The sequence below is a fragment of the Streptomyces sp. NPDC008086 genome (genome assembly GCF_042957325.1).
Taxonomy (GTDB): Bacteria; Actinomycetota; Actinomycetes; order Streptomycetales; family Streptomycetaceae; genus Streptomyces.
In genome coordinates this window covers 179,279-200,259 of the sequence record NZ_JBIBIA010000001.1, presented here as the reverse complement: position 1 = coordinate 200,259, position 20,981 = coordinate 179,279, and the positions used below count along the sequence as shown (strand labels likewise).

The 20,981-nt window shown below is 70.7% G+C and carries 14 protein-coding genes; 8 read left to right on the top strand and 6 right to left on the bottom strand.

The window, feature by feature from the left end; all coding sequences use genetic code 11:
- Window positions 1-9 precede the first annotated feature (9 nt).
- Window positions 10-1,224: an acetyl-CoA C-acetyltransferase gene (locus tag ACFZBP_RS00900; protein ID WP_383453409.1), complete on the top strand. Its 1,215-nt coding sequence runs from the start codon at window positions 10-12 to the stop codon at window positions 1,222-1,224.
- A 50-nt stretch (window positions 1,225-1,274) separates the two neighbouring features.
- A complete protein-coding gene (locus ACFZBP_RS00895; RefSeq protein ID WP_391409177.1) occupies window positions 1,275-3,449 on the top strand; it encodes a 3-hydroxyacyl-CoA dehydrogenase NAD-binding domain-containing protein in 2,175 nt (724 codons plus the stop codon).
- Between the two features lie 342 nt (window positions 3,450-3,791).
- Here ACFZBP_RS00895 and ACFZBP_RS00890 read toward each other — a convergent pair whose 3' ends face one another.
- A complete protein-coding gene (locus ACFZBP_RS00890) occupies window positions 3,792-4,544 on the bottom strand; it encodes a MerR family transcriptional regulator (protein ID WP_391409176.1) in 753 nt (250 codons plus the stop codon).
- Between the two features lie 231 nt (window positions 4,545-4,775).
- Between ACFZBP_RS00890 and ACFZBP_RS00885 the strand changes: the two genes are divergently transcribed.
- Complete coding sequence (locus ACFZBP_RS00885) at window positions 4,776-6,242, top strand: amino acid permease (protein ID WP_391409175.1); 1,467 nt, start codon at window positions 4,776-4,778, stop codon at window positions 6,240-6,242.
- Between the two features lie 378 nt (window positions 6,243-6,620).
- Here the strand turns inward: ACFZBP_RS00885 and ACFZBP_RS00880 are convergent, their stop codons facing one another.
- The gene (locus tag ACFZBP_RS00880) at window positions 6,621-8,147 is read right to left on the bottom strand and encodes a M1 family aminopeptidase (protein ID WP_391409174.1); all 1,527 of its coding nucleotides are present in this window, start codon (window positions 8,145-8,147) and stop codon (window positions 6,621-6,623) included.
- Window positions 8,148-8,355: 208 nt separating this feature from the next.
- On the opposite strand from ACFZBP_RS00880, the gene ACFZBP_RS00875 reads away from it, so the two are divergent.
- The 5 genes from ACFZBP_RS00875 (at window position 8,356) to ACFZBP_RS00855 (ending at window position 16,398) form a co-directional block, all read left to right on the top strand.
- Entirely contained in the window at window positions 8,356-10,317 is a 1,962-nt protein-coding gene (locus ACFZBP_RS00875) for a Xaa-Pro dipeptidyl-peptidase (protein WP_391409173.1), read from the top strand.
- Window positions 10,314-11,606 (top strand): M14 family zinc carboxypeptidase, encoded by a 1,293-nt coding sequence (locus tag ACFZBP_RS00870; RefSeq protein ID WP_391409172.1) that lies wholly within the window; start codon window positions 10,314-10,316, stop codon window positions 11,604-11,606. The genes ACFZBP_RS00875 and ACFZBP_RS00870 overlap by 4 nt, the downstream gene beginning before the upstream one ends.
- Window positions 11,607-11,685: 79 nt before the next feature.
- The gene (locus tag ACFZBP_RS00865) at window positions 11,686-13,389 is read left to right on the top strand and encodes a BCCT family transporter (RefSeq protein ID WP_391409171.1); all 1,704 of its coding nucleotides are present in this window, start codon (window positions 11,686-11,688) and stop codon (window positions 13,387-13,389) included.
- 157 nt (window positions 13,390-13,546) lie between these two features.
- Window positions 13,547-14,569, top strand: coding sequence for an oxidoreductase (locus ACFZBP_RS00860; RefSeq protein WP_391409170.1), 1,023 nt, complete (start codon window positions 13,547-13,549; stop codon window positions 14,567-14,569).
- 188 nt (window positions 14,570-14,757) lie between these two features.
- Window positions 14,758-16,398, top strand: a complete 1,641-nt coding sequence (locus tag ACFZBP_RS00855; RefSeq protein WP_383455453.1) for an ABC-F family ATP-binding cassette domain-containing protein — start codon at window positions 14,758-14,760, stop codon at window positions 16,396-16,398.
- Here the strand turns inward: ACFZBP_RS00855 and ACFZBP_RS00850 are convergent.
- From ACFZBP_RS00850 to ACFZBP_RS00835, 4 genes are all read right to left on the bottom strand, one after another.
- Window positions 16,395-16,958, bottom strand: coding sequence for a putative glycolipid-binding domain-containing protein (locus tag ACFZBP_RS00850; RefSeq protein WP_391409169.1), 564 nt, complete (start codon window positions 16,956-16,958; stop codon window positions 16,395-16,397). The genes ACFZBP_RS00855 and ACFZBP_RS00850 overlap by 4 nt on opposite strands.
- A gap of 72 nt (window positions 16,959-17,030) precedes the next feature.
- Window positions 17,031-19,406 carry a Tex family protein gene (locus ACFZBP_RS00845; protein WP_383455446.1) on the bottom strand — a complete coding sequence of 792 codons (2,376 nt, stop codon included), beginning with the start codon at window positions 19,404-19,406 and terminating at the stop codon, window positions 17,031-17,033.
- Between the two features lie 114 nt (window positions 19,407-19,520).
- A complete protein-coding gene (locus tag ACFZBP_RS00840) occupies window positions 19,521-19,652 on the bottom strand; it encodes an LPFR motif small protein (RefSeq protein ID WP_252100478.1) in 132 nt (43 codons plus the stop codon).
- Between the two features lie 402 nt (window positions 19,653-20,054).
- Window positions 20,055-20,924: a hypothetical protein gene (locus ACFZBP_RS00835; RefSeq protein ID WP_391409168.1), complete on the bottom strand. Its 870-nt coding sequence runs from the start codon at window positions 20,922-20,924 to the stop codon at window positions 20,055-20,057.
- Between the last annotated feature and the right edge of the window lie 57 nt (window positions 20,925-20,981).

Sequence of the window (20,981 nt, the reverse complement as noted above, 5' to 3'; positions counted from 1 at the left end):
GGCTTCCCAGTGAGCACCGAAGCGTACGTGTACGACGCGATCCGCACCCCGCGCGGCCGCGGCAAGGCCAACGGCGCCCTGCACGGCACCAAGCCGATCGACCTGGTCGTCGGCCTCATCCACGAGATCCGCGACCGCTTCCCCGGCCTCGACCCGGCCGCCGTCGACGACATCGTGCTCGGCGTCGTCGGCCCGGTCGGCGACCAGGGCTCCGACATCGCCCGCATCGCCGCCATCGCGGCCGGCCTCCCGGACACGGTGGCCGGCGTGCAGGAGAACCGCTTCTGCGCCTCGGGCCTCGAAGCCGTCAACCTGGCCGCCGCCAAGGTGCGCTCCGGCTGGGAGGACCTCGTCCTCGCGGGCGGCGTCGAGTCCATGTCCCGGGTCCCGATGGCCTCGGACGGCGGCGCCTGGTTCAACGACCCGATGACCAACCTCGCCGTGAACTTCGTGCCGCAGGGCATCGGCGCCGACCTCATCGCCACCATCGAGGGCTTCTCGCGCCGCGACGTCGACGAGTACGCCGCCCTCTCCCAGGAGCGTGCCGCCACGGCCTGGAAGGAGGGCCGCTTCGACCGCTCCGTCGTTCCCGTGAAGGACCGCAGCGGCCTGACGGTCCTCGACCACGACGAGCACCTGCGCCCGGGCACCACCGCCGACTCCCTCGCCAAGCTGAAGCCGTCCTTCGCGGACATCGGCGACCTGGGCGGCTTCGACGCCGTGGCGCTGCAGAAGTACCACTGGGTCGAGAAGATCGACCACGTCCACCACGCGGGCAACTCCTCCGGCATCGTCGACGGCGCCTCCCTGGTCGCCATCGGCTCCAAGGAGGTCGGCGACCGCCACGGCCTCACCCCGCGCGCCCGGATCGTCTCCGCCGCCGTCTCCGGCTCCGAACCCACCATCATGCTCACCGGCCCCGCGCCCGCCACCCGCAAGGCCCTCGCCAAGGCCGGCCTGACCATCGACGACATCGACCTCGTCGAGATCAACGAGGCCTTCGCGGCGGTCGTCCTGCGCTTCGTGAAGGACATGGGCCTGTCCCTCGACAAGGTCAACGTCAACGGCGGAGCCATCGCCCTCGGCCACCCGCTCGGCGCGACCGGCGCGATGATCCTCGGCAGCCTGATCGACGAGCTGGAGCGCCAGGACAAGCGGTACGGCCTCGCGACCCTCTGCGTCGGCGGCGGCATGGGCATCGCCACGATCGTCGAGCGCATCTGAACACCCGGCGGAACCAAGAGACTTCAGAGACTTCTACGGAGACCCCCGTCATGACGCAGAGCACCACCATCCGCTGGGAACAGGACCGCACCGGCGTCGTCACCCTCGTCCTCGACGACCCCGACCAGTCCGCGAACACCATGAACCAGGCGTTCCGCGACTCCCTCGCCGTGATCACCGACCGGCTGGAGGCAGAGAAGGACAGCATCCGCGGTGTCATCATCACCTCCGCCAAGAAGACCTTCTTCGCCGGCGGCGACCTGCGCGACCTGATCCGCGTCACCCCCGAGACGGCCCAGGACCTGTTCGACGGCGGCCTCGCCATCAAGCGCGACCTGCGGCGCATCGAGACCCTGGGCAAGCCGGTCGTCGCCGCGATGAACGGCGCGGCCCTCGGCGGCGGTTACGAGATCGCCCTCGCCTGCCACCACCGCATCGCCCTCGACGCACCCGGCTCCAAGATCGGCTGCCCCGAGGTCACCCTCGGCCTGCTGCCGGGCGGAGGCGGCGTCGTCCGCACCGTCCGCCTCCTCGGCATCGCCGACGCCCTGCTGAAGGTCCTCCTCCAGGGCACCCAGTACAACCCGCAGCGCGCCCTCCAGAACGGCCTGATCGACGACGTGGCCACCACCCAGGAGGAACTGCTCGCCAAGGCCCGCGCCTTCATCGAGGCCCACCCCGAGTCACAGCAGCCCTGGGACAAGCCGGGCTACAAGATCCCCGGCGGCACGCCCGCCAACCCGAAGTTCGCGGCGAACCTCCCCGCCTTCCCGGCCAGTCTGCGCAAGCAGACCAACGGCGCCCCCTACCCGGCCCCGCGCAACATCCTCGCGGCCGCCGTCGAGGGCTCGCAGGTCGACTTCGAGACGGCACAGGTGATCGAGGCGCGCTACTTCGTCGAACTGGCCGCCGGCCAGACGTCGAAGAACATGATCCAGGCGTTCTTCTTCGACCTCCAGGCCGTCAACTCGGGCGCCAACCGGCCCAAGGGCATCGAGTCGCGTCCGGTCCGCAAGGTCGCCGTCCTGGGCGCCGGGATGATGGGCGCCGGCATCGCCTACTCGTGCGCCCGCGCGGGCATCGAGGTGGTCCTGAAGGACGTAGCGCTGGAAGCGGCTGTCAAGGGCAAGGGCTATTCCGAGAAGCTGTGCGCGAAGGCGGTCTCCAGGGGCCGTACGACGCAGGAGAAGGCGGACGCGCTGCTGGCCCGCATCACGCCCACGGCCGACCCCCAGGACGTGGCCGGCTGCGACGCGGTCATCGAGGCCGTCTTCGAGAACCCGGAGCTGAAGCACAAGGTCTTCCAGGAGATCCAGGACATCGTCGAGCCGGACGCGCTGCTGTGCTCCAACACGTCGACCCTGCCGATCACGGCGCTGGCCGAGGGCGTGGACCGCCAGTCCGACTTCATCGGCCTCCACTTCTTCTCTCCGGTCGACAAGATGCCGCTCGTCGAGATCATCAAGGGCGAGCGCACGGGTGAGGAGGCGCTGGCCCGCGCCTTCGACCTGGTCCGTCAGATCAACAAGACTCCGATCGTCGTCAACGACTCGCGCGGCTTCTTCACCTCTCGCGTCATCGGCCACTTCATCAACGAGGGTGTCGCCATGGTCGGTGAGGGCATCGAGCCCGCGTCGGTCGAACAGGCGGCGGCCCAGGCCGGCTACCCGGCCAAGGTGCTCTCCCTCATGGACGAGCTGACCCTCACCCTCCCGCGCAAGATCCGGAGCGAGTCCAAGCGGGCCGTGGAGGAGGCGGGCGGCACCTGGACGGCCCACCCCGCCGAGGCCGTCATCGACCGGATGGTCGACGAGTTCGAGCGCCCCGGGCGCAGTGGTGGGGCGGGCTTCTACGACTACGACGCGGACGGCAAGCGGGTCGCCCTGTGGCCGGGGCTGCGTGAGCACTTCACCCGTGAGGGCGCCGAGATCCCCTTCCGGGACATGCAGGAACGCATGCTCTTCTCCGAGGCCCTGGACACCGTCCGGCTCCTCGAGGAAGGCGTCCTCACCTCCGTCGCCGACGCCAACATCGGTTCCGTCTTCGGCATCGGCTTCCCCGGCTGGACCGGGGGTGTCCTCCAGTACATCAACGGCTACGACGGCGGCCTCCCCGGCTTCACCGCCCGCGCACGCGAACTGGCGGAACGGTACGGGGACCGGTTCACTCCGCCGGCGCTGCTCGTCGAGAAGGCCGAGAAGGGGGAGCACTTCGGGGACGCCTGACGCCGGGCGCGGCGGGGGCTGCTTTCCGCCCCCGCCGCCCCTACCCGTCCCATCCCCCGGGGGCTCCGCCCCTTCGACCCCGGTCGGTGGTCCTTCGGGTGCGGGTGGGTGGGGGCTGGTCGCGCCCACGCGGCGGAGCCGCATATCGACACGGCCCCGCGCCCCTTTCTGGGGCTCAGCCCCAGACCCCGTTCCTCAAACGCCGGAGGGGCTGGATTTGCCGGGCCTGGATCTTTCAGCCCGTCCGGCGTTTGAGGACGAGGCCCGCAGGGCCGACAGCGGGGGTCTGGGGGCGCAGCCCCCCAGGGATGGGACGGGTAGGGGCGGCGGGGGCGAGATCCCTCAGGGGGAGTCGTGGTCGTCGGGCCCGCCGCCCACCCACCCCCGCAACTCCTCCCGCAGCGACCGCTGAAAGGTCGTCAACAGAGCCTGCACCACCACGGGCTGCATGGACGCGGACAACGACCGCACATCCCGCGCCGCACGCTCCGACACCTCCCCCCGGAACAACTGCGACAACTCACGCGCGACGGCACGCGAGTGCTCCAGCAGAACCTTCCGCGCAGCGAGGATCGCCTCCTGCGACAACGGCACATCCAGCAGTCCGACCCCCAGCCGCAGCAGCCCGAGATCGACCCGGTAGTCAAGGGAACCGTCCCCGCCCCCACCCCCGCCACCAGCGCCGGCACCCCTCTCCACCACCCCCATGGCGACCAGCCGCTCCACGTCCTCGTCCCCGAGCCCCCGCCCAGCCCGCCGCTCCAACTCCCCCCGCGTCACCGTCTCCACCGCATCCGGCGCCCACGACGCCACCACGGCCCGGTGGATGGCGAGATCATGCGCGTCCAGCCCGGGCGGCAACTGCTGCACATACCGCTCGATCGCGGCCAACGTCATCCCCTGCTGCTGCAACTCCTCGATGAGCGCCAGCCGGGCCAGATGATCACGCCCGTAACGCCCCACCCGCCGCGGCCCGAGCACCGGCGGCGGCAACAGCCCCTTGGTGCCGTAGAACCGCACCGTGCGCACCGTCACACCCGCCCGCGCGGCCAGTTCGTCGATCGTGAGGGTCGTCTCCTCGGTGCCGCTCGTCATGTCCAGCAGTATCGCTGTCTCACCAGTGCTGTGACACCACCGGCGACCGATGAGGACGGTACGGAAGCGCCGTGTGAGAAGTAACGCTCTGTGACGTGCGCCACCGCGTGCGCCGCGTGCTCTGGGGGAAGGTGACCCCTTGGTCTGCGCCTTTACCGAGGGCGCAGGCCATACGTACGTCCGGACACCCGAGCGAGACCCGCTCGGGAGCACCAGAGAGTGGTACCACCCGTGAGCAAGGACGCCGTGAACACGGCCGTGGCCGCACCTCGCAGAGACGCGGCCCAGATGCCCGCGGACGCGGGCGACGCCGGTTACAGCAAGGACCTCAAGGCCCGCCACGTCAACATGATCGCCATCGGCGGGGCCATCGGCACCGGCCTCTTCCTCGGCGCCGGCGGCCGCCTCCACAACGCCGGCCCGGCACTGGCCATCGCCTACCTGGTCTGCGGCATCTTCGCCTTCTTCGTCGTCCGTGCCCTCGGCGAGCTCGTCCTCTACCGCCCCTCGTCCGGCTCGTTCGTGTCGTACGCGCGTGAGTTCCTCGGCGAGAAGGGCGCGTACGTCGCCGGCTGGATGTACTTCCTGAACTGGTCGACGACCGGTATCGCCGACATCACCGCGATCGCGCTCTACACGCACTACTGGAGCCTGTTCACCGACATCCCGCAGTGGGTGCTCGCCCTGGCCGCCCTGGCGGTGGTCCTGGCGGTGAACCTGATCTCGGTGAAGATCTTCGGCGAGATGGAGTTCTGGTTCGCGATCATCAAGGTCGCCACGCTCGTCGCCTTCATGTTCGTCGGCATCTTCCTGCTCGCCACCCAGCACGAGGTCGGCGGCCAGACCCCAGGTCTGGACGTGATCACCGACCACGGTGGCGTGTTCCCGCACGGCCTGATGCCCGTCGTCCTCGTCATGCAGGGCGTGATCTTCGCGTACGCCGCGCTGGAACTGGTCGGCGTCGCCGCGGGCGAGACCGCCGAGCCGGAGAAGGTCGTCCCGCGCGCCGTGAACTCGATCATGTGGCGCGTCGGCCTCTTCTACGTCGGCTCGGTCGTCCTCCTCGCCCTCCTGCTCCCCGGCTCGGTCTACTCGGCCGACGAGAGCCCCTTCGTCACGGTCCTGTCGAAGATCGGCGTCGAGGGCGCGGGCGACGTGATGAACCTGGTGGTCCTGACGGCGGCGATGTCCTCCCTCAACTCCGGCCTGTACTCCACGGGCCGCATCCTCCGCTCGATGGCGATGGCGGGTTCGGCCCCGAAGTTCACCGCCCGCATGAACCGCAGCCAGGTCCCGTACGGCGGCATCCTGCTCACCTGCGCGGTGTGCGTCCTCGGTGTCGGCCTGAACTACCTCATGCCCAGCCAGGCCTTCGAGATCGTGCTGAACGTCGCGTCCCTCGGCATCATCTCGACCTGGGTGATCATCATGATCTGCCACCTGCTCTTCGTCCGCCGAGCCAAGGCGGGCCTGGTCACCCGCCCCAGCTTCCGCCTCCCCGGCAGCCCGGTCACCGAGATCGTCACCATCGCCTTCCTGATCGCCGTCCTCGGCCTGATGTGGAACGACCCCGAGGTCGGCCGCAAGACCCTCCTCCTCATCCCGGTCATCGCCCTCATGCTGATCGCCGGCTGGTTCGCCCTCCGCCGCCGCGTCACCCAGACGGAAGACCGAGAACTGACCGACCTCACGAAGTAGTCAGCGCCCGTCAACGACCGATCCGCACCGCTGGGCGGGAACCGGAAGGGGTGTGCCGTGCCCGGCAGGGTGAGCTGGCGTCCAAGGCCCTCGCACTGGGCTTGGTCCATAACCTGTCGGCGCACGGCCACGGACGCGCCCTGAAGGGGCGCGGGGAACTGCGCGACCAACCACACACGACGTGCGGTCGCCCACTGTCCGGAGGACCATGGCGAGGGTGTCGGCCCACTCAGCGGAGCGTCCCCGCGTCGAACCCCTCATCACCGAGCGGTTGGTGCGCCGAGGGATCGGCGTCACGGTCTACGACCACGGGGAGGGCGTGCACAACCCCTGACCGACGGCGAGGTCATGCACGTCCCCCTCAGGCGCACCAGGGCGTCAGTGCTCGCCCCCGCCCTCGCCCTCGTGCCCATGGTCGTGCACGCCGTTCGTCGCCGCGATCTTCTTCCAGGACTTCGGCTGGACCGGTTCCTCGGACGACCTGGCGATGGACGCGCCGCGCGCCGCCGGCGCGGCCGGCTTCGACGGCTGGAACAGCCAGGTGTCGAAGAGCGCGGCCAGCGGCTTCCCGGACACCTCCTCGGCGTACCGCTGGAAGTCGGCCACCGACGCGTTGCCGTAGGCGAACCTCTGCGGCCAGCCCTTGAGAACGGCGAAGAACGCGTCGTCCCCGATCTCGTTGCGCAGCGCCTGGAGGGCCAGCGCACCCCGGTCGTAGACCGCGATGTCGAACTGGTGCTCCGGCCCGGGGTCACCGGGCTTCACCGTCCAGAACGGGTCGTCGGCGGCGTGCGAGGCGTACACGTAGTCGGCGATCTCCTGCGCCGTGCCCTCGTCCTCGTGCTCCGACCACAGCCACTGCGCGTACCGGGCGAAGCCCTCGTTGATCCAGATGTCCTTCCAGTCCCTGACCGACACGTCGTCGCCGTACCACTGGTGGGCCAGCTCGTGCACGACCACGGAGACGTTCGACCCGTTCGCGAACTGGCGGGGACTGTAGAAGGGCCGGGTCTGGGTCTCCAGCGCGTACCCGACGGCGGGGGTGTTGGGCACGTACCCGCCGAGCGCGTTGTACGGATAGGGCCCGAAGTACTCGGTCAGCCAGTCGGCGATCTCCCCGGTCCGCTCGACGCTCGCCCTAGCCGCCCCGGCGGTGTCGCCGAGGTCCTTGCTGTAGGCGTTGATGACCGGAATCCCACTCTCGGAGGTCTCGGTCGTGACGTCGAACCTGCCGGCCGCGAACGTGGCGAGATAGGTGGCCTGCGGCTTGTTGGAGCGCCAGTTGTAGCGCGTCCAGCCGGCCCGTGAACTCGTCGACTGCAGCGTGCCGTTGGAGATGAACTGCGTACCGTCCGGCACCTGCACCGACACGTCGAAGGTCGCCTTGTCACGCGGGTGGTCATTGCTCGGGAACCACCACCAGGCCCCCTCGGGCTCGCCCGCGGCCACCCCGCCGTCCGCGGTGCGCAGCCAGGCGTTGAAGCCGTACGCCTCCTTCGAGGACGGCACTCCGCGGTAGCGCACGATCACGGTGACGGTCGCACCCTTGGCCAGCGGCTTCGCCGGCGTGATCTCCAACTCGTGCTCGCCGGACGTCGCGAACGACGCTTTCGCGCCATTGACCCGGACCTCGCTGACGTCCAGCAGAAAGTCCAGATTGAACCGGGACAGATCCTGCGTGGTGCGCGCCAGCAGCGTCGCCGTGCCCTGCAACTCGTCCGTGGCCGGCTGGTACTTCAGCCGGAGGTCGTAGTGCGAGACGTCGTATCCGCCGTTGCCGTAGGCCGGGTAGTAGGGGTCGCCGATGCCCGGAGCGCCGGGGGAGAGGCTCGCGGCCGACGCCGGGATCGCCAGCATCAGAGAGGCGGCTGCGAGTGCGCCCGGCGCCATCATTCTGCGGTGCACGAAAGCTCCAAGTCGTAGGGGCCCGAAGTCTGTCCGGAGCCTATTCAGTACCTGTGGCTCCGGTGTGTCCATGACCACCGCTGTCACACGATCGCCATTCGGCCGCAACGGACCGACTCGTCCCAGGGGCGGTTATCGGCCACACGGGACCTCATATGCCGTCAGCCGCCCTCTTCTGCACAGGAGTTCACCGATGTACCGTCCGCGCATGCCGAACCGCATGCGCTCCACGATCTTCAGACAGCTCGCGGCGGCGGCCACAGCCGCCCTGCTGGCCACGTTCCTCGCCCCCGCCACGGCGCAGGCTGCCGCGCCGCGGGAGAGCAGGCCCGTCTACTCGTACGAGAACGCCATCCGCGAGGCCGTATGGGTGGACACGGGGCTCGACTTCGACCGCGACGGCCGACGCGACCGCGTCGCCGTCGACGTCGTCCGGCCCCGCGAGGCGGCCGCGCAGGGCCGCAAGGTGCCCGTCGTCATGGACGCCAGCCCCTACTACTCCTGCTGCGGGCGCGGCAACGAGAGCCAGAAGAAGACGTACGACGCGAACGGCGACGTCGTACAGATGCCGCTGTTCTACGACAACTACTTCGTGCCCCGCGGCTACGCCTTCGTCGGCGTCGACCTCGCCGGCACCAACCGCTCCGACGGCTGCGTGGACGTCGGCGGCCGCTCCGACATCCTCTCCGCGAAGGCCGTCGTCGACTGGCTGAACGGCCGCGCCAAGGCGTACACGACCCGCACCGGCACCACCAAGGCCCAGGCGACGTGGACCAACGGCCGCACCGGGATGATCGGCAAGAGCTGGGACGGCACCATCGCCAACGGCGTCGCCGCCACCGGCGTCGAGGGCCTGAAGACCATCGTGCCGATCAGCGCCATCTCCTCCTGGTACGACTACTACTTCCAGCAGGGCGCCCCGCTGTACGACTCCGGCCCCGACGCCCTGTCCGACTACGTCGACAGCCCCGACGCCCGCGCCAAGTGCGCCGCCGTCCAGCAAAAGCTCGTCGACGGGGCCCCGCGCACCGGCGACTGGACGCCCCTGTGGACCGAGCGCGACTACGTGAAGGACGCTCGCAAGGTCCGGGCCAGCGTCTTCCTGATCCACGGCATGCAGGACCTCAACGTGCGGATGAAGCACGTGGGCCAGTGGTGGGACGCCCTCGCCAAGAACGGCGTCGAGCGCAAGATCTGGCTCTCCCAGACCGGCCATGTCGACCCCTTCGACTTCCGCCGCGCCGAGTGGGTCGAGGCCCTGCACCGCTGGTTCGACCACGAACTCCTCGGCTACGACAACGGCATCGACCGCGAGCCGATGGCCGACATCGAACGCCACCCCGACCAGTGGGTCACCTCCAAGGTCTGGCCGCCGCGCGGCACCGACACGACCACCCTGCGCCCCGCCAAGGGCAGCGAAGCCGGAGTCGGCGCCCTGGGTCTGCGCCCGGGCAAGGGCACCGAGACCTTCACCGACGACCCGCAGCACGGCGAGACCGACTGGGCCGCCCAGATCGACCGGTCCACCCCCGACAAGGCGGGCTTCGTCACCAAGCCGCTCACCCGTGACCTGCGGCTGTCCGGCTCCTCCGAGGTCACCGTCACCGCGACCCCGACCACCTCGACGGCCCACCTCTCCGCCGTCCTTGTCGACCTCGGCCCCGACACCATCCGCGACTACGCGGCGAGCGGCGAGGGCATCACCACGCTCACCGACCGCACCTGCTGGGGCGTGAGCACCACCGGCGACAGCGCCTGCTTCAAGGAGACGAAGGCCAAGACCGCCGACGTCGACTACACGGTCGTCAGCCGCGGCTGGGCCGACCTCGGCAACCACGCCTCGGACCACCAGGGCCGGCCCCTCACCCCGGGCCAGGCGTACACGATCACCCTCGACCTGGCCGCCACCGACCACGTCGTCCCGGCCGGCCACCGGCTCGCCCTGATCGTCGCCGGCACGGACAAGGACCTGATCGACCCGCCGTCGACCAAGCCGACCCTCACCGTCGACCTCTCCCGGACGAAGGCCCGCCTCCCGCTGGTCGGCGGCGCCCACGCCTTCGCCCGCGCCACGGCGGGTTCCGCCGCCACGGCCGCCCCCGCGGCCACGCCCCTGGACGGCGTCGCCCCGCCGCGCACCGTCCACCGCATCCCGGAGGGAGGCCGGTGACCCGCACCCGCACCCGCACCCGCACCCTGACCCTTGCCGCGGCGGCCCTCGCCGCGTCCCTGGTGGCGGTCCCCGCCCAGGCCGCCGACTCCCCGCCCCGCACCGGCTTCGAGCAGTCGAACGGCGCCCGCTGGACCAGCCAGCCGGAGGAGCAGCGCTTCCTCGGGGCCGTCGACAGGGCGAGCGACCGGGTCTCCCTCACCCGCATCGGTACGACGAAACAGGACCGCCCCCTCCAACTGGTCAGGATCGGCGCGCGCCACGCCCCGAACAAGGTGCTGCTGGTGTGCAGCCAGCACGGCGACGAGCCCTCCGGCCGCGAGGCCTGTCTGTCCACCGTCCGCGATCTGGCCTACGCGAAGGACCGCAAGACCCGGCGCTTCCTGGAGCGCACCACCCTGCTCGTCGTGCCCACCGCCAACCCCGACGGCCGGGCCGCCGACACCCGGGGCAACAGCGACGGCGTGGACATCAACCGCGACCACCTCGCGCTGCAGACCGCCGAGGGCCGCGCCATGGCCGCGGTCGTCCGCGACCAACGCCCCGACGTGATCTACGACCTCCACGAGTACGGCGCCACACCGCGGTACTACGACAAGGACCTGTTCGACCTGTGGCCGCGCAACCTCAACACGGACGCGCACGTCCACGACGAGGCGCGGACCCTGTCCCAGGCGTACGTACGCCCCGCCGCGACCGGCTCCGGCTATTCGACGGGCACGTACGGCATCTGGACCGACCCCGTGACGGGCGAACCGGTCAAGCAGGTGGCCGGTGACGGACAGGAACGCATTCTGCGGAACATGTCCGGCATCAAGCACTCGGTGGGCCTGCTCATCGAGAGCCGTGTCGACCCCCTGACCGAGGAGGAGAAGGCCGACGCGTCCCTCAACAACCGGCGTCGGGTGGACTCCCAACTGGCCGCGCTGGACGGCCTGTTCGACTTCACCGACGTCCGTCGCCGACAGGTCGAGGCGGCGACCGGCGCGGCCCGGCTCTCGGGCTTCGCCGACTCCGGGCCCGTCTACGTCGGCGGCGCCGACAACGACCCGGCCGAACCCGCCGAGGTGATCCAGGACCCGCCCTGCGGCTACCGGCTCACCACCGACCAGTACCGGCAGGTGAAGGACGAACTGGCGCTGCACGGAGTGAAGTCGAAGACGACCTCCACGGGCGCCCTCGTCCCGCTCCGCCAGTCCCTGCGCAACCTCGTCCCGCTCCTCCTCGACGAGCGCGCCCCGTACCGCATCACGGCCGGTGAACCCGACACCGACTGCACAAACGGCTGAGATCGACGGGATCTGTGGTAGGTCCTGGGAGACGACGTGGAACCGGCGTATCCACCGTTCACCGGGGAAGGTGCCGCAGATGACTGAGGATCTGAAGAAGAGAGGTGGCCGGGAAGGTCCGTCGGACGGTCCCGGCCACCCCAGCACGGACCGAGTGGTGTTCGGCGTCACCGCCGTCATCACCGTGGCCTTCGTGATCTGGGGGTGGGCTGCCACGGACTCGCTGGAGAGCGTGTCCACGAAGATGCTGAACGGCCTGATCCACAACGGCGGCTGGGCGTTCATGCTCGCCGCCTCGTGTTTCGTGCTCTTCGCGCTCTGGCTCGCGATCAGCCGCTACGGCCGCATCCACCTCGGCGCCGAGGGCGAGGAACCCGAGTTCAAGACCGTCTCCTGGGTCGCGATGATGTTCAGCGCCGGCATGGGCATCGGCCTGATGTTCTACGGCGTCAGCGAGCCGCTCTCGCACTACACGACCCCGCCCCCGGGCACGGACCCCGCCAACTCCGGCGAACGCATGGAGACGGCGATGGCGACCACCCTCTTCCACTGGACGCTGCACCCCTGGGCGATCTACGCGGTGGTCGGACTCGGCATCGCCTACAGCACCTTCCGCAAGCGCCGGCGCCAGACCATCAGCGCGGTCTTCACCCCGCTGATCGGGGAGAAGCACGCCAACGGCGTCGGCGGCCGGGTGATCGACATCCTCGCGATCATCGCCACCGTCTTCGGCTCCGCGGCCTCCCTGGGCCTCGGCGCCCTCCAGATCGGCTCCGGCTTCCGGGAACTGGACTGGATGGACGACGTGAGCACCGGCCTGCTCGTCGCGATCATCGCCGTGCTGACGCTCGCCTTCGTGGCCTCCGCCATCTCCGGCATCGAGCGGGGCATCCAGTGGCTGTCCAACACCAACATGGTGCTCGCCCTGATCCTCGCGGTCTTCGTGTTCATCGCGGGCCCCACGATCATCGTGCTCGACCTGCTGCCCACCTCGATCTTCGCCTACCTCGGCGACCTGCCCCAGCTCGCCGGCCGCACCGAGGCCAGCGGGGGCGAGGGCGTCGCGGACTGGCTCGGCAGCTGGACCGTCTTCTACTGGGCCTGGTGGATCTCCTGGACGCCGTTCGTCGGCATGTTCATCGCCCGGATCAGCCGCGGCCGCACCATCCGGCAGTTCGTCGGCGGCGTCATCCTCGTGCCCAGCACCGTCAGCCTGGTCTGGTTCGCGATCTTCGGTGGCTCGGCGATGAAGGTGAAGGAGGACGGCGGGCTCGCCGGCGAGGACACCCCGGAGGGCCAGCTCTTCGCCCTCCTCCAGGAGTTCCCCATCGCCACCGTCACCAGCCTGCTGGTGATGATCCTCGTCGGCATCTTCTTCGTCTCCGGAGCCGACGCCGCCTCCATCGTGATGGGCACCCTCTCCCAGAAGGGCGCCCTGGAACCCGGCCGCTTCGTCGTCGTGTTCTGGGGTGTGGTGACCGGCGCCGTCGCCGCCATCATGCTGCTGGTCGGCAGCGGCCAGGGCGACGCGCTCACCGGCCTGCAGAACCTCACGATCCTGGCCGCGGCGCCGTTCGTCCTCGTGATGATCGGCATGTGCGTCGCCCTCATGCGCGATCTGCGGCGGGACCCGGTCATCGTGCGGACGGAGATGGGCACCGAGGCCGTCGAACTCGCCGTGATCGAGGGCCACAGAAAGTACGACGGTGACTTCGAGATCAGGGTCGGCCCGGGCGCCGGCACCGAGACGGAGGGTGACCCCCTGGGCCACGACCACGGCTGAGCGCGGCACCTGGGGGCGCAGGAGGCGAGCACGACGGCCTCCCGCGCCCCCCGGTTCCATCAACGCGCCCCCGGCAACCGCGGAGGTGGCGCCGGGGCGATGAGCGGAATATGTCATGCCGCGCTCATATCGGTCCCGTCCTGGGGATACTCACACCATGTCTGCCGAGTACGCGACCTTCGGCCTGGCACCGGCGATGCGTGCCGGTGGCGTCCTCGCCAACGGTGACTACCAGGTGCACCGGGACTTCGTGGACTTCATCGTCGACGGACGCCCGCTGCTGTTCCAGCTCTCCGACCTCGACGCCGTCTCCCCACTCGCCTCCGACGTGCCGCCCGCCATCTTCACCGCCCAGGTCCGCAGCCTGCTCCTGGAGGCGGAAGCCCCGCTTCCTGGCGGCCGGTACGTCATCTACGGCTGCCCCGACTGCGAGGACCTCGCCTGCGGCGCCGTCACCGCGCTCATCGACAAGGACGGCGACGACTACATCTGGCGGGACTTCGCCTGGCAGACCGACGAACACGCCGACCTGGAGCTCAACGGCTATCACGGCATCGGCCCCTTCCGCTTCCGCGCCACCGAGTACCGCGCCGCGCTCGGCTCCCTCCTCGACCGCGCCGCCGAGGCGCCACGCCGCCGCGTGCTCCTCATCGGCCCCCGCGTCGCCCTCCTGGCCAAGCTCGCCGCCGCCCTGCGCACCATCGGCATCGGCGCCGAGATCACCCACGACGTGAGCGGCGTCACCGCGGACGAACTGCGCACCTACGGCGCGGTGGCCTTCGGCCGGGGCATCGGGGTGGAGCAGCGTGCCGCCGTGCGCCGCGCCTTCACGGACGCCGGGGTCGAGGTGGCGTACGTCGACGGACTCGCGCCGATCGTGCCGTTGCTGGTCGCGCAGATCGAGCACGCGCTGGACCGCAGTCCTGCCGAGCAGCGCCGGCTGACGCGGTTGGTGGCCGCCGACGGGGAGGCGGGTGTGGAGGTCACCTCGCCGTGCCGGGTGCGTCTCACCGCGTATCGGGTCGACCGGCTGTACCGGACCCATGCGCATGAGGCCTTCGACGGTGTGCTGGAGGCGGGGCGGCACCGGATCGCGTTGGACGCGCGGGCTGTGAAGGGGGAGTCGTTCGTGGTGGCTCGGACGTCGGGGAGTGTGCTGGTGGAGTCGATGACGAGGTAATGCGCCGCCGTGGGTGCCGCGATGGGTGGTGGGGTGTCTTTGGGCTCGTTGTGGCTGGTCGCGCCCACGCGGCGGAGCCGCATGTCGACACAGCCCCGCGCCCCTTGAGGACGTTGCATTCCCCGGCGTTTCCACGCGCCGGAAATCGCGGCGCGTCTGGGGTCGCTCGGCTATTAGGATCGCTCCCTGTGACCGCAACCCTCGTCGTCAAGAATCTCGCCGCCGGCCACGGTGACCGTTCCCTGTTCAGTGGGCTCGACCTTGTCGTGGCGCCCGGAGATGTGATCGGGCTGGTCGGGGCCAACGGGGCGGGCAAGTCCACGTTGCTGCGGCTGCTCGCCGGGCTGCTCGTGCCCGAGGAGGGCGAGCTGCGGCTGTCGCCGCCGACCGCGACCGTGGGTCACCTCCCGCAGGAGCCCGAGCGGCGTCCCGGTGAGACCGTGCGGACGTTCCTGGCCCGCCGTACCGGAGTCGCCGAGGCGCAGCGGGTGATGGACGAGGCGACGCAGGCCCTCGTCGACGGGGCACCGGGCGCGGACGACGCGTATGCGACGAGCCTGGAGCGCTGGCTGGACCTGGGCGGTGCCGACCTCGACGAACGGGCCGAGGAGGTCGCCGACTCGCTGGGACTGGCCGTCGACCTCGACCAGCCGATGACGTCCCTGTCGGGCGGCCAGGCGGCCCGCGCCGGGCTGGCCTCGCTGCTGCTCTCGCGCTACGACGTCTTCCTCCTCGACGAGCCGACGAACGACCTCGACCTCGACGGCCTGGAGCGCCTCGAACGCTTCGTCGGCGGCCTGCGCGCCGGGACCGTGGTCGTCAGCCACGACCGCGAGTTCCTCACCCGCACGGTCACCAAGGTCCTCGAACTCGACCTCGCCCAGCGGCAGATCAACCTCTACGGCGGCGGCTACGAGGCCTACCTGGAGGAGCGCGAGGTGGCCCGCCGGCACGCCCGCGACGACTACGAGGAGTACGCCGACAAGAAGGCCGCCCTCCAGGACCGGGCGCAGATGCAGCGCTCCTGGATGGACAAGGGCGTCAAGAACGCCCGCCGCAAGGCGAACAACGACAACGACAAGATCGGCCGCAAGTTCCGCAGCGAGGCGAGCGAGAAGCAGGCCGCGAAGGCCCGCCAGACCCAGCGCATGATCGAGCGCCTCGACGTCGTCGAGGAGCCGCGCAAGGAGTGGGAGCTGCGCATGGAGATCGCGTCGGCGCCCCGCTCGGGCGCGGTGGTCGCGACCCTGCGGGACGCCGAGGTACGGCGCGGCGACTTCACCCTGGGCCCGGTGTCCCTCCAGATCGACTGGGCGGACCGGGTGGCGGTCACCGGCGCCAACGGCGCGGGCAAGTCGACACTGCTCGCCGCCCTGCTGGGCCGCGTCCCGCTGACCGCGGGGCAGGCGCACGTCGGCTCCGGCGTCCTGATCGGCGAGGTCGACCAGGCCCGCAAGCTCTTCCATGGCGAGGAGTCCCTGCTGGACGCCTTCTGCGCCGCGGTCCCGGACACCGAACCGGCGGAAGTCCGCACCCTCCTGGCCAAGTTCGGCCTCAAGGCGGACCACGTCCTGCGCCCGGCGGCCACCCTCTCACCGGGCGAACGCACCCGCGCCGCCCTCGCCCTCCTCCAGGGCAAGGGCGTCAACCTCCTCGTCCTGGACGAACCCACCAACCACCTCGACCTGCCGGCCATCGAGCAGCTGGAATCGGCCCTGGACGCCTACGAGGGCACGCTGCTCCTGGTCACCCACGACCGCCGCATGCTCGACGCGGTCCACGTCACCCGCCGCCTGGAGGTCGCCGACGGCAAGGTGACCGAACGCTAGGTCGTGTCCGACCCGAACCGGGTGGCCAGTCCCGGGTAGTCGAGGACGATGCCGTCGTCGTCGAACGCGATGTCCCTGCGGAAGTCCCCGGACACGAAGCGAACGCGGCCCCGGCCGAGAGCCGTGTACGTCTGCCGGGAGGCGGCCACGGTCAGATCCGGCACCGACACCCACGCCATCAGGAACTCCCGCTCCCCGGGCGTCAGATGGAGCTGGTGCCGCAGCACCGGCATCGTGTTGGTGAGCGGACACAGGCCGAGGTCGCAGTCGAGCGCGCCGTCGACGTCGGGCAGACGCGCCCCGTTCGCCGTCCACCGGCCCGCCCCGTCGTGCCGCAGATCGAGCAGGCGCGTGCCGCCCGCGTACTCGGCGGTGACCCGCAGCCGACGCGTCACGAAGTCCTCGGCCGTGTCGAGTTCGTACGAGATCCAGTACGGCTCCGGAACCGTACCGACCGCCCGTCCACGCCCGCTCAGGATGCCGTCGCCGCACTGGACCCAGGCGGTCTCGAAGCCCTGGCTCCCCGACACTTCCCAGGTGATGACACGCGACCTCGGCATGTCCTCACCCTACGGGCGAACCGGCCCGGACCCTCCGTGGCGTACCGGAAGAGTCCGGGCCCGTGTCTCGTCTCAGCGCTTGCCCTTCTTGGGGTCGACCAGACCCGCGCGGCGCAGTGCGTCGGCCATGGCGCTGTTCGCGGGAGGCGGCGCCTGACGCGAGCCGCCCCCGCCCCCTCCACCGCCGCGGCCCTGACGCTGCTGCGGTGGACGTCCGCCCCGCTGCCGGCGCTCGCCGCCGCCCCCGCCCTGCTGGCCCTGCGCCGCCGCCTCGTCGTCGAGCCGCAGCGTGAGGGAGATCCGCTTGCGCGGAATGTCGACGTCGAGGACCTTCACCTTGACGATGTCACCGGGCTTCACCACGTCCCGCGGGTCCTTGACGAACGTCTTCGACAGCGCGGAGACATGCGCCAGACCGTCCTGGTGGACACCGACGTCGATGAACGCCCCGAAGGCGGCCACGTTCGTCACCACGCCCTCCAGGACCATCCCGGACACCAGATCCGAGATCTTCTCGACGCCCTCCTTGAAGGTGGCCGTCTTGAACGCGGGACGCGGGTCGCGCCCCGGCTTCTCCAGCTCCTTGAGGATGTCGGTCACGGTCGGCAGACCGAACGTCTCGTCCACGAAGTCGTTCGCCTTCAGCGACCGCAGCACGCCCGTGTTGCCGATGAGCGCGGCCACCTCCTGACCGGACGTCTTCACCATGCGCCGGACGACCGGGTACGCCTCGGGGTGCACGCTGGACGCGTCCAGCGGGTCGTCGCCGCCGCGGATCCGCAGGAAGCCCGCGCACTGCTCGTACGCCTTCGGGCCGAGCCGTGCCACGTTCTTCAGCTGCGCGCGGGAGGTGAACGGGCCGTTGGCGTCCCGGTGGGACACGATGTTCTCGGCGAGGCCGGAGGTGATGCCGGAGACGCGCGCGAGCAGCGGCGCGGAGGCGGTGTTGACGTCCACACCGACGCCGTTCACACAGTCCTCGACCACCGCGTCCAGCGAGCGCGACAGCTTCACCTCGGACAGGTCGTGCTGGTACTGGCCGACGCCGATCGACTTGGGGTCGATCTTCACCAGTTCGGCGAGCGGGTCCTGGAGCCGACGTGCGATGGAAACGGCTCCGCGCAGCGAAACGTCCATGTCGGGCAGTTCCTGCGAGGCGAAGGCCGAGGCCGAGTACACGGAGGCGCCCGCCTCGGACACCATCACCTTGGTGAGCTTCAACTCCGGGTGCTTGGTGATGAGTTCACCGGCGAGCTTGTCGGTCTCGCGGGAGGCGGTGCCGTTCCCGATCGCGACCAGATCGACCGAGTGCTCCTTCGCCAGCCGGGCCAGCTTGGCGATGGCCTCGTCCCACTTGTTGGCGGGGACGTGCGGGTAGATGACGTCGGTGGCCATGACCTTGCCGGTCGCGTCGACCACGGCGACCTTCACACCGGTACGGAAGCCCGGGTCCAGGCCGAGCGTCGCGCGTGTGCCGGCGGGCGCGGCCAGCAGCAGGTCACGCAGGTTGGCCGCGAAGACACCCACGGCCTCGTCCTCGGCGGCCGTCCGCAGGCGCAGCCGCAGGTCGATGCCGAGGTGGACGAGGATGCGCGTCCGCCAGGCCCAGCGAACCGTGTCCGTCAGCCACTTGTCGGCGGGGCGGCCGCGGTCGGCGATCTGGAACTTGTGGGCGACGATGCCCTCGTACGACGACGGGCCGTCGGTGGGCTCCTCGGGCTCCAGGACGAGGTCGAGGACCTCCTCCTTCTCGCCGCGGAGCATCGCCAGGACGCGGTGCGAGGGCAGTTCGGTGAACGGCTCGGCGAAGTCGAAGTAGTCGGCGAACTTCGCGCCCGCCTCCTCCTTGCCCTCCCGCACCTTCGCGGCCAGCCGGCCGCGCACCCACATGCGCTCACGGAGCTCGCCGATCAGGTCGGCGTCCTCCGAGAACCGCTCCGTGAGGATCGCCCGGGCGCCGTCCAGGGCGGCCTGCGGGTCGGCGACGCCCTTGTCGGCGTCGACGAAGGCCGCGGCGGCGGCGAGGGGCTCGACGGTCGGGTCGCCGAGCAGGCCGTCGGCGAGCGGCTCGAGTCCGGCCTCGCGCGCGATCTGAGCCTTGGTCCTGCGCTTCGGCTTGTACGGCAGGTAGATGTCCTCCAGCCGCGCCTTCGTCTCGGCGCCGCGGATCCGGGCCTCCAGCTCGTCGGTGAGCTTGCCCTGCTCGCGCACCGACTCCAGGATCGCCGTCCGCCGCTCCTCCAGCTCCCGCAGGTAGCGCAGCCGCTCCTCGATCGTGCGCAGCTGCGCGTCGTCGAGCATCTCGGTCGCTTCCTTGCGGTAGCGGGCGATGAAAGGCACCGTCGAACCGCCGTCGAGCAGCTCCACGGCAGCCTTCACCTGCCGCTCTCGTACGCCGAGCTCCGCGGCGATCCTGCCTTCGATGGACCCTACGAGGGGTGTCGTCACGATCCCGTCCCGCCTTCTGACTGAGGTTGCGCGGCAATTGTGGCAGGTGGCACCGACAACCGGGGATCAGGGCGGCGACGTGGCCCGTCGCGGCGGGTCGGAATCAGCCCTACGTCAGGCCCTACGACTGCGTGTACTGCTGGATGCACCTCCGAAGAGCCGAGCCAGAGCCCGGAACGGCAACGTCACGACGGTGGCGATGGCACCGCCTATCTGGCGGAGCACGTCTGCGATTGCACGGAACACGTGATTACTCCTTCCTCAGTCTGAGGACCGAGTACCGCGACTTGGACGGGCTATGCGATGCCTGCGGCGGGCCGTTGCGGTGGTCGGGGGTGCGCGTAGCGCGGTTCGGTGGGGTGGGGGGCGGGGCCGCGCCGGGGGGTGTCCGTCCTCGGGCCGGCGGGCGGGTGTAGGCCAGGAGGTCCTGTTACTTGACACCGGACTCTGCGGGCGGACACCCCCGACACGTCCCCTTCGCGCCGTGGGCGACCGCGGCTTCGTGGGGGTGCGCCGCCCCACTCCTCGGACGAGGCCCGGAGGGCCGATGGGGGTCCAGGGGGCGGAGCCCCTTGGTGGGGTGGAAGGGCGGAGCCCCTGGGGATGGGATGGGTAGGGACGGCGGGGGCGAGGAACGGGGTGGAGAGGTCAGGCCCTGCCGAGAAGGTCCGGGGGGAAGGCGCCCGCTGCCACCGCCGCTCGGGCGAACTCCGCGCCGAGTTCCGTCAGCCGCCCCACCCCCTCCACCCCAAGGTGCTCATACGGCGCCCGGTCGAGCCGATCCGTCTCGGACTCGATCTGCTCGCGCAGCGCGACCCCCTCCGCCGTCAGCCCACCCGCGTCGTCCAGAAGACCACGCCCACGCAGCCGGTCGGACGCCGCGTCCCAGTCCTCCTGCGTCCAGCCACGCGTCGTGAGCACCCACTTGGGCGTCATCCCCTTCCCGGTCGCCGTATGGGTGACGACGGCCTCCAGCCCGTCGAGCCCGGCCGACATCAACACCGCGAGATGCCCATCACCCCGGTGCTCCCGCAGCAGCGTCGTGGCGTGGAAATACGCCAGGTGCGCCTCCTTCGGCACCGCCAGATCCGCATGGGCGGAATACAGCGGCCGCGCACTGCGAGAGCACGCCTCGGCCGCGCGCAGCGCGAGCCCGGCGGCCTCCGCCATCTCCGGTGACGCCACCGCGTCCTCGCCCAGCAGCCGCCGCAGCGCAGCGTCGACCGCACGCGCGCGTGCCGCCAGAACGTCCTCGGGCGAGGCGACGGCCCAGACGGCGGGCACGTGCCGGGCCACGAGGTCGTGCTTGTAGTTGTAGAACGCCGCCGTCACCGCCCCCGCCCCGACCGGCCCCAGCGCGGCCGCCCGCACCGCGAAGTTGACGGCCCTGGGGTGCGTGATCCCGAGAGCGCCCAGCTCCTTGCCCAGCTCGGGGGCGAAGTAGGACGTCGAGTGCAGGGAGTTGAGCATGTTGTGGCAGCGGCGGCCGGCACGCGGCTCCAGGGCGGCAGTAGTCATGGCCGGGAGGTTACCAACCGCTTGGTACGTTCCCGAGGGTCATGCACGCTCGTGGCA

Bases quoted from the DNA above. Each gene is read 5' to 3' on its own strand.
- ACFZBP_RS00895 (WP_391409177.1), top strand. From the start codon at position 1,275: ATGACGCAGAGCACCACCATCCGCTGGGAACAGGACCGCACCGGCGTC.
- ACFZBP_RS00890 (WP_391409176.1), bottom strand. From the start codon at position 4,544: ATGACGAGCGGCACCGAGGAGACGACCCTCACGATCGACGAACTGGCC.
- ACFZBP_RS00875 (WP_391409173.1), top strand. From the start codon at position 8,356: ATGCCGAACCGCATGCGCTCCACGATCTTCAGACAGCTCGCGGCGGCG.
- ACFZBP_RS00865 (WP_391409171.1), top strand. From the start codon at position 11,686: ATGACTGAGGATCTGAAGAAGAGAGGTGGCCGGGAAGGTCCGTCGGAC.
- ACFZBP_RS00860 (WP_391409170.1), top strand. From the start codon at position 13,547: ATGTCTGCCGAGTACGCGACCTTCGGCCTGGCACCGGCGATGCGTGCC.
- ACFZBP_RS00850 (WP_391409169.1), bottom strand. From the start codon at position 16,958: ATGCCGAGGTCGCGTGTCATCACCTGGGAAGTGTCGGGGAGCCAGGGC.
- ACFZBP_RS00835 (WP_391409168.1), bottom strand. From the start codon at position 20,924: ATGACTACTGCCGCCCTGGAGCCGCGTGCCGGCCGCCGCTGCCACAAC.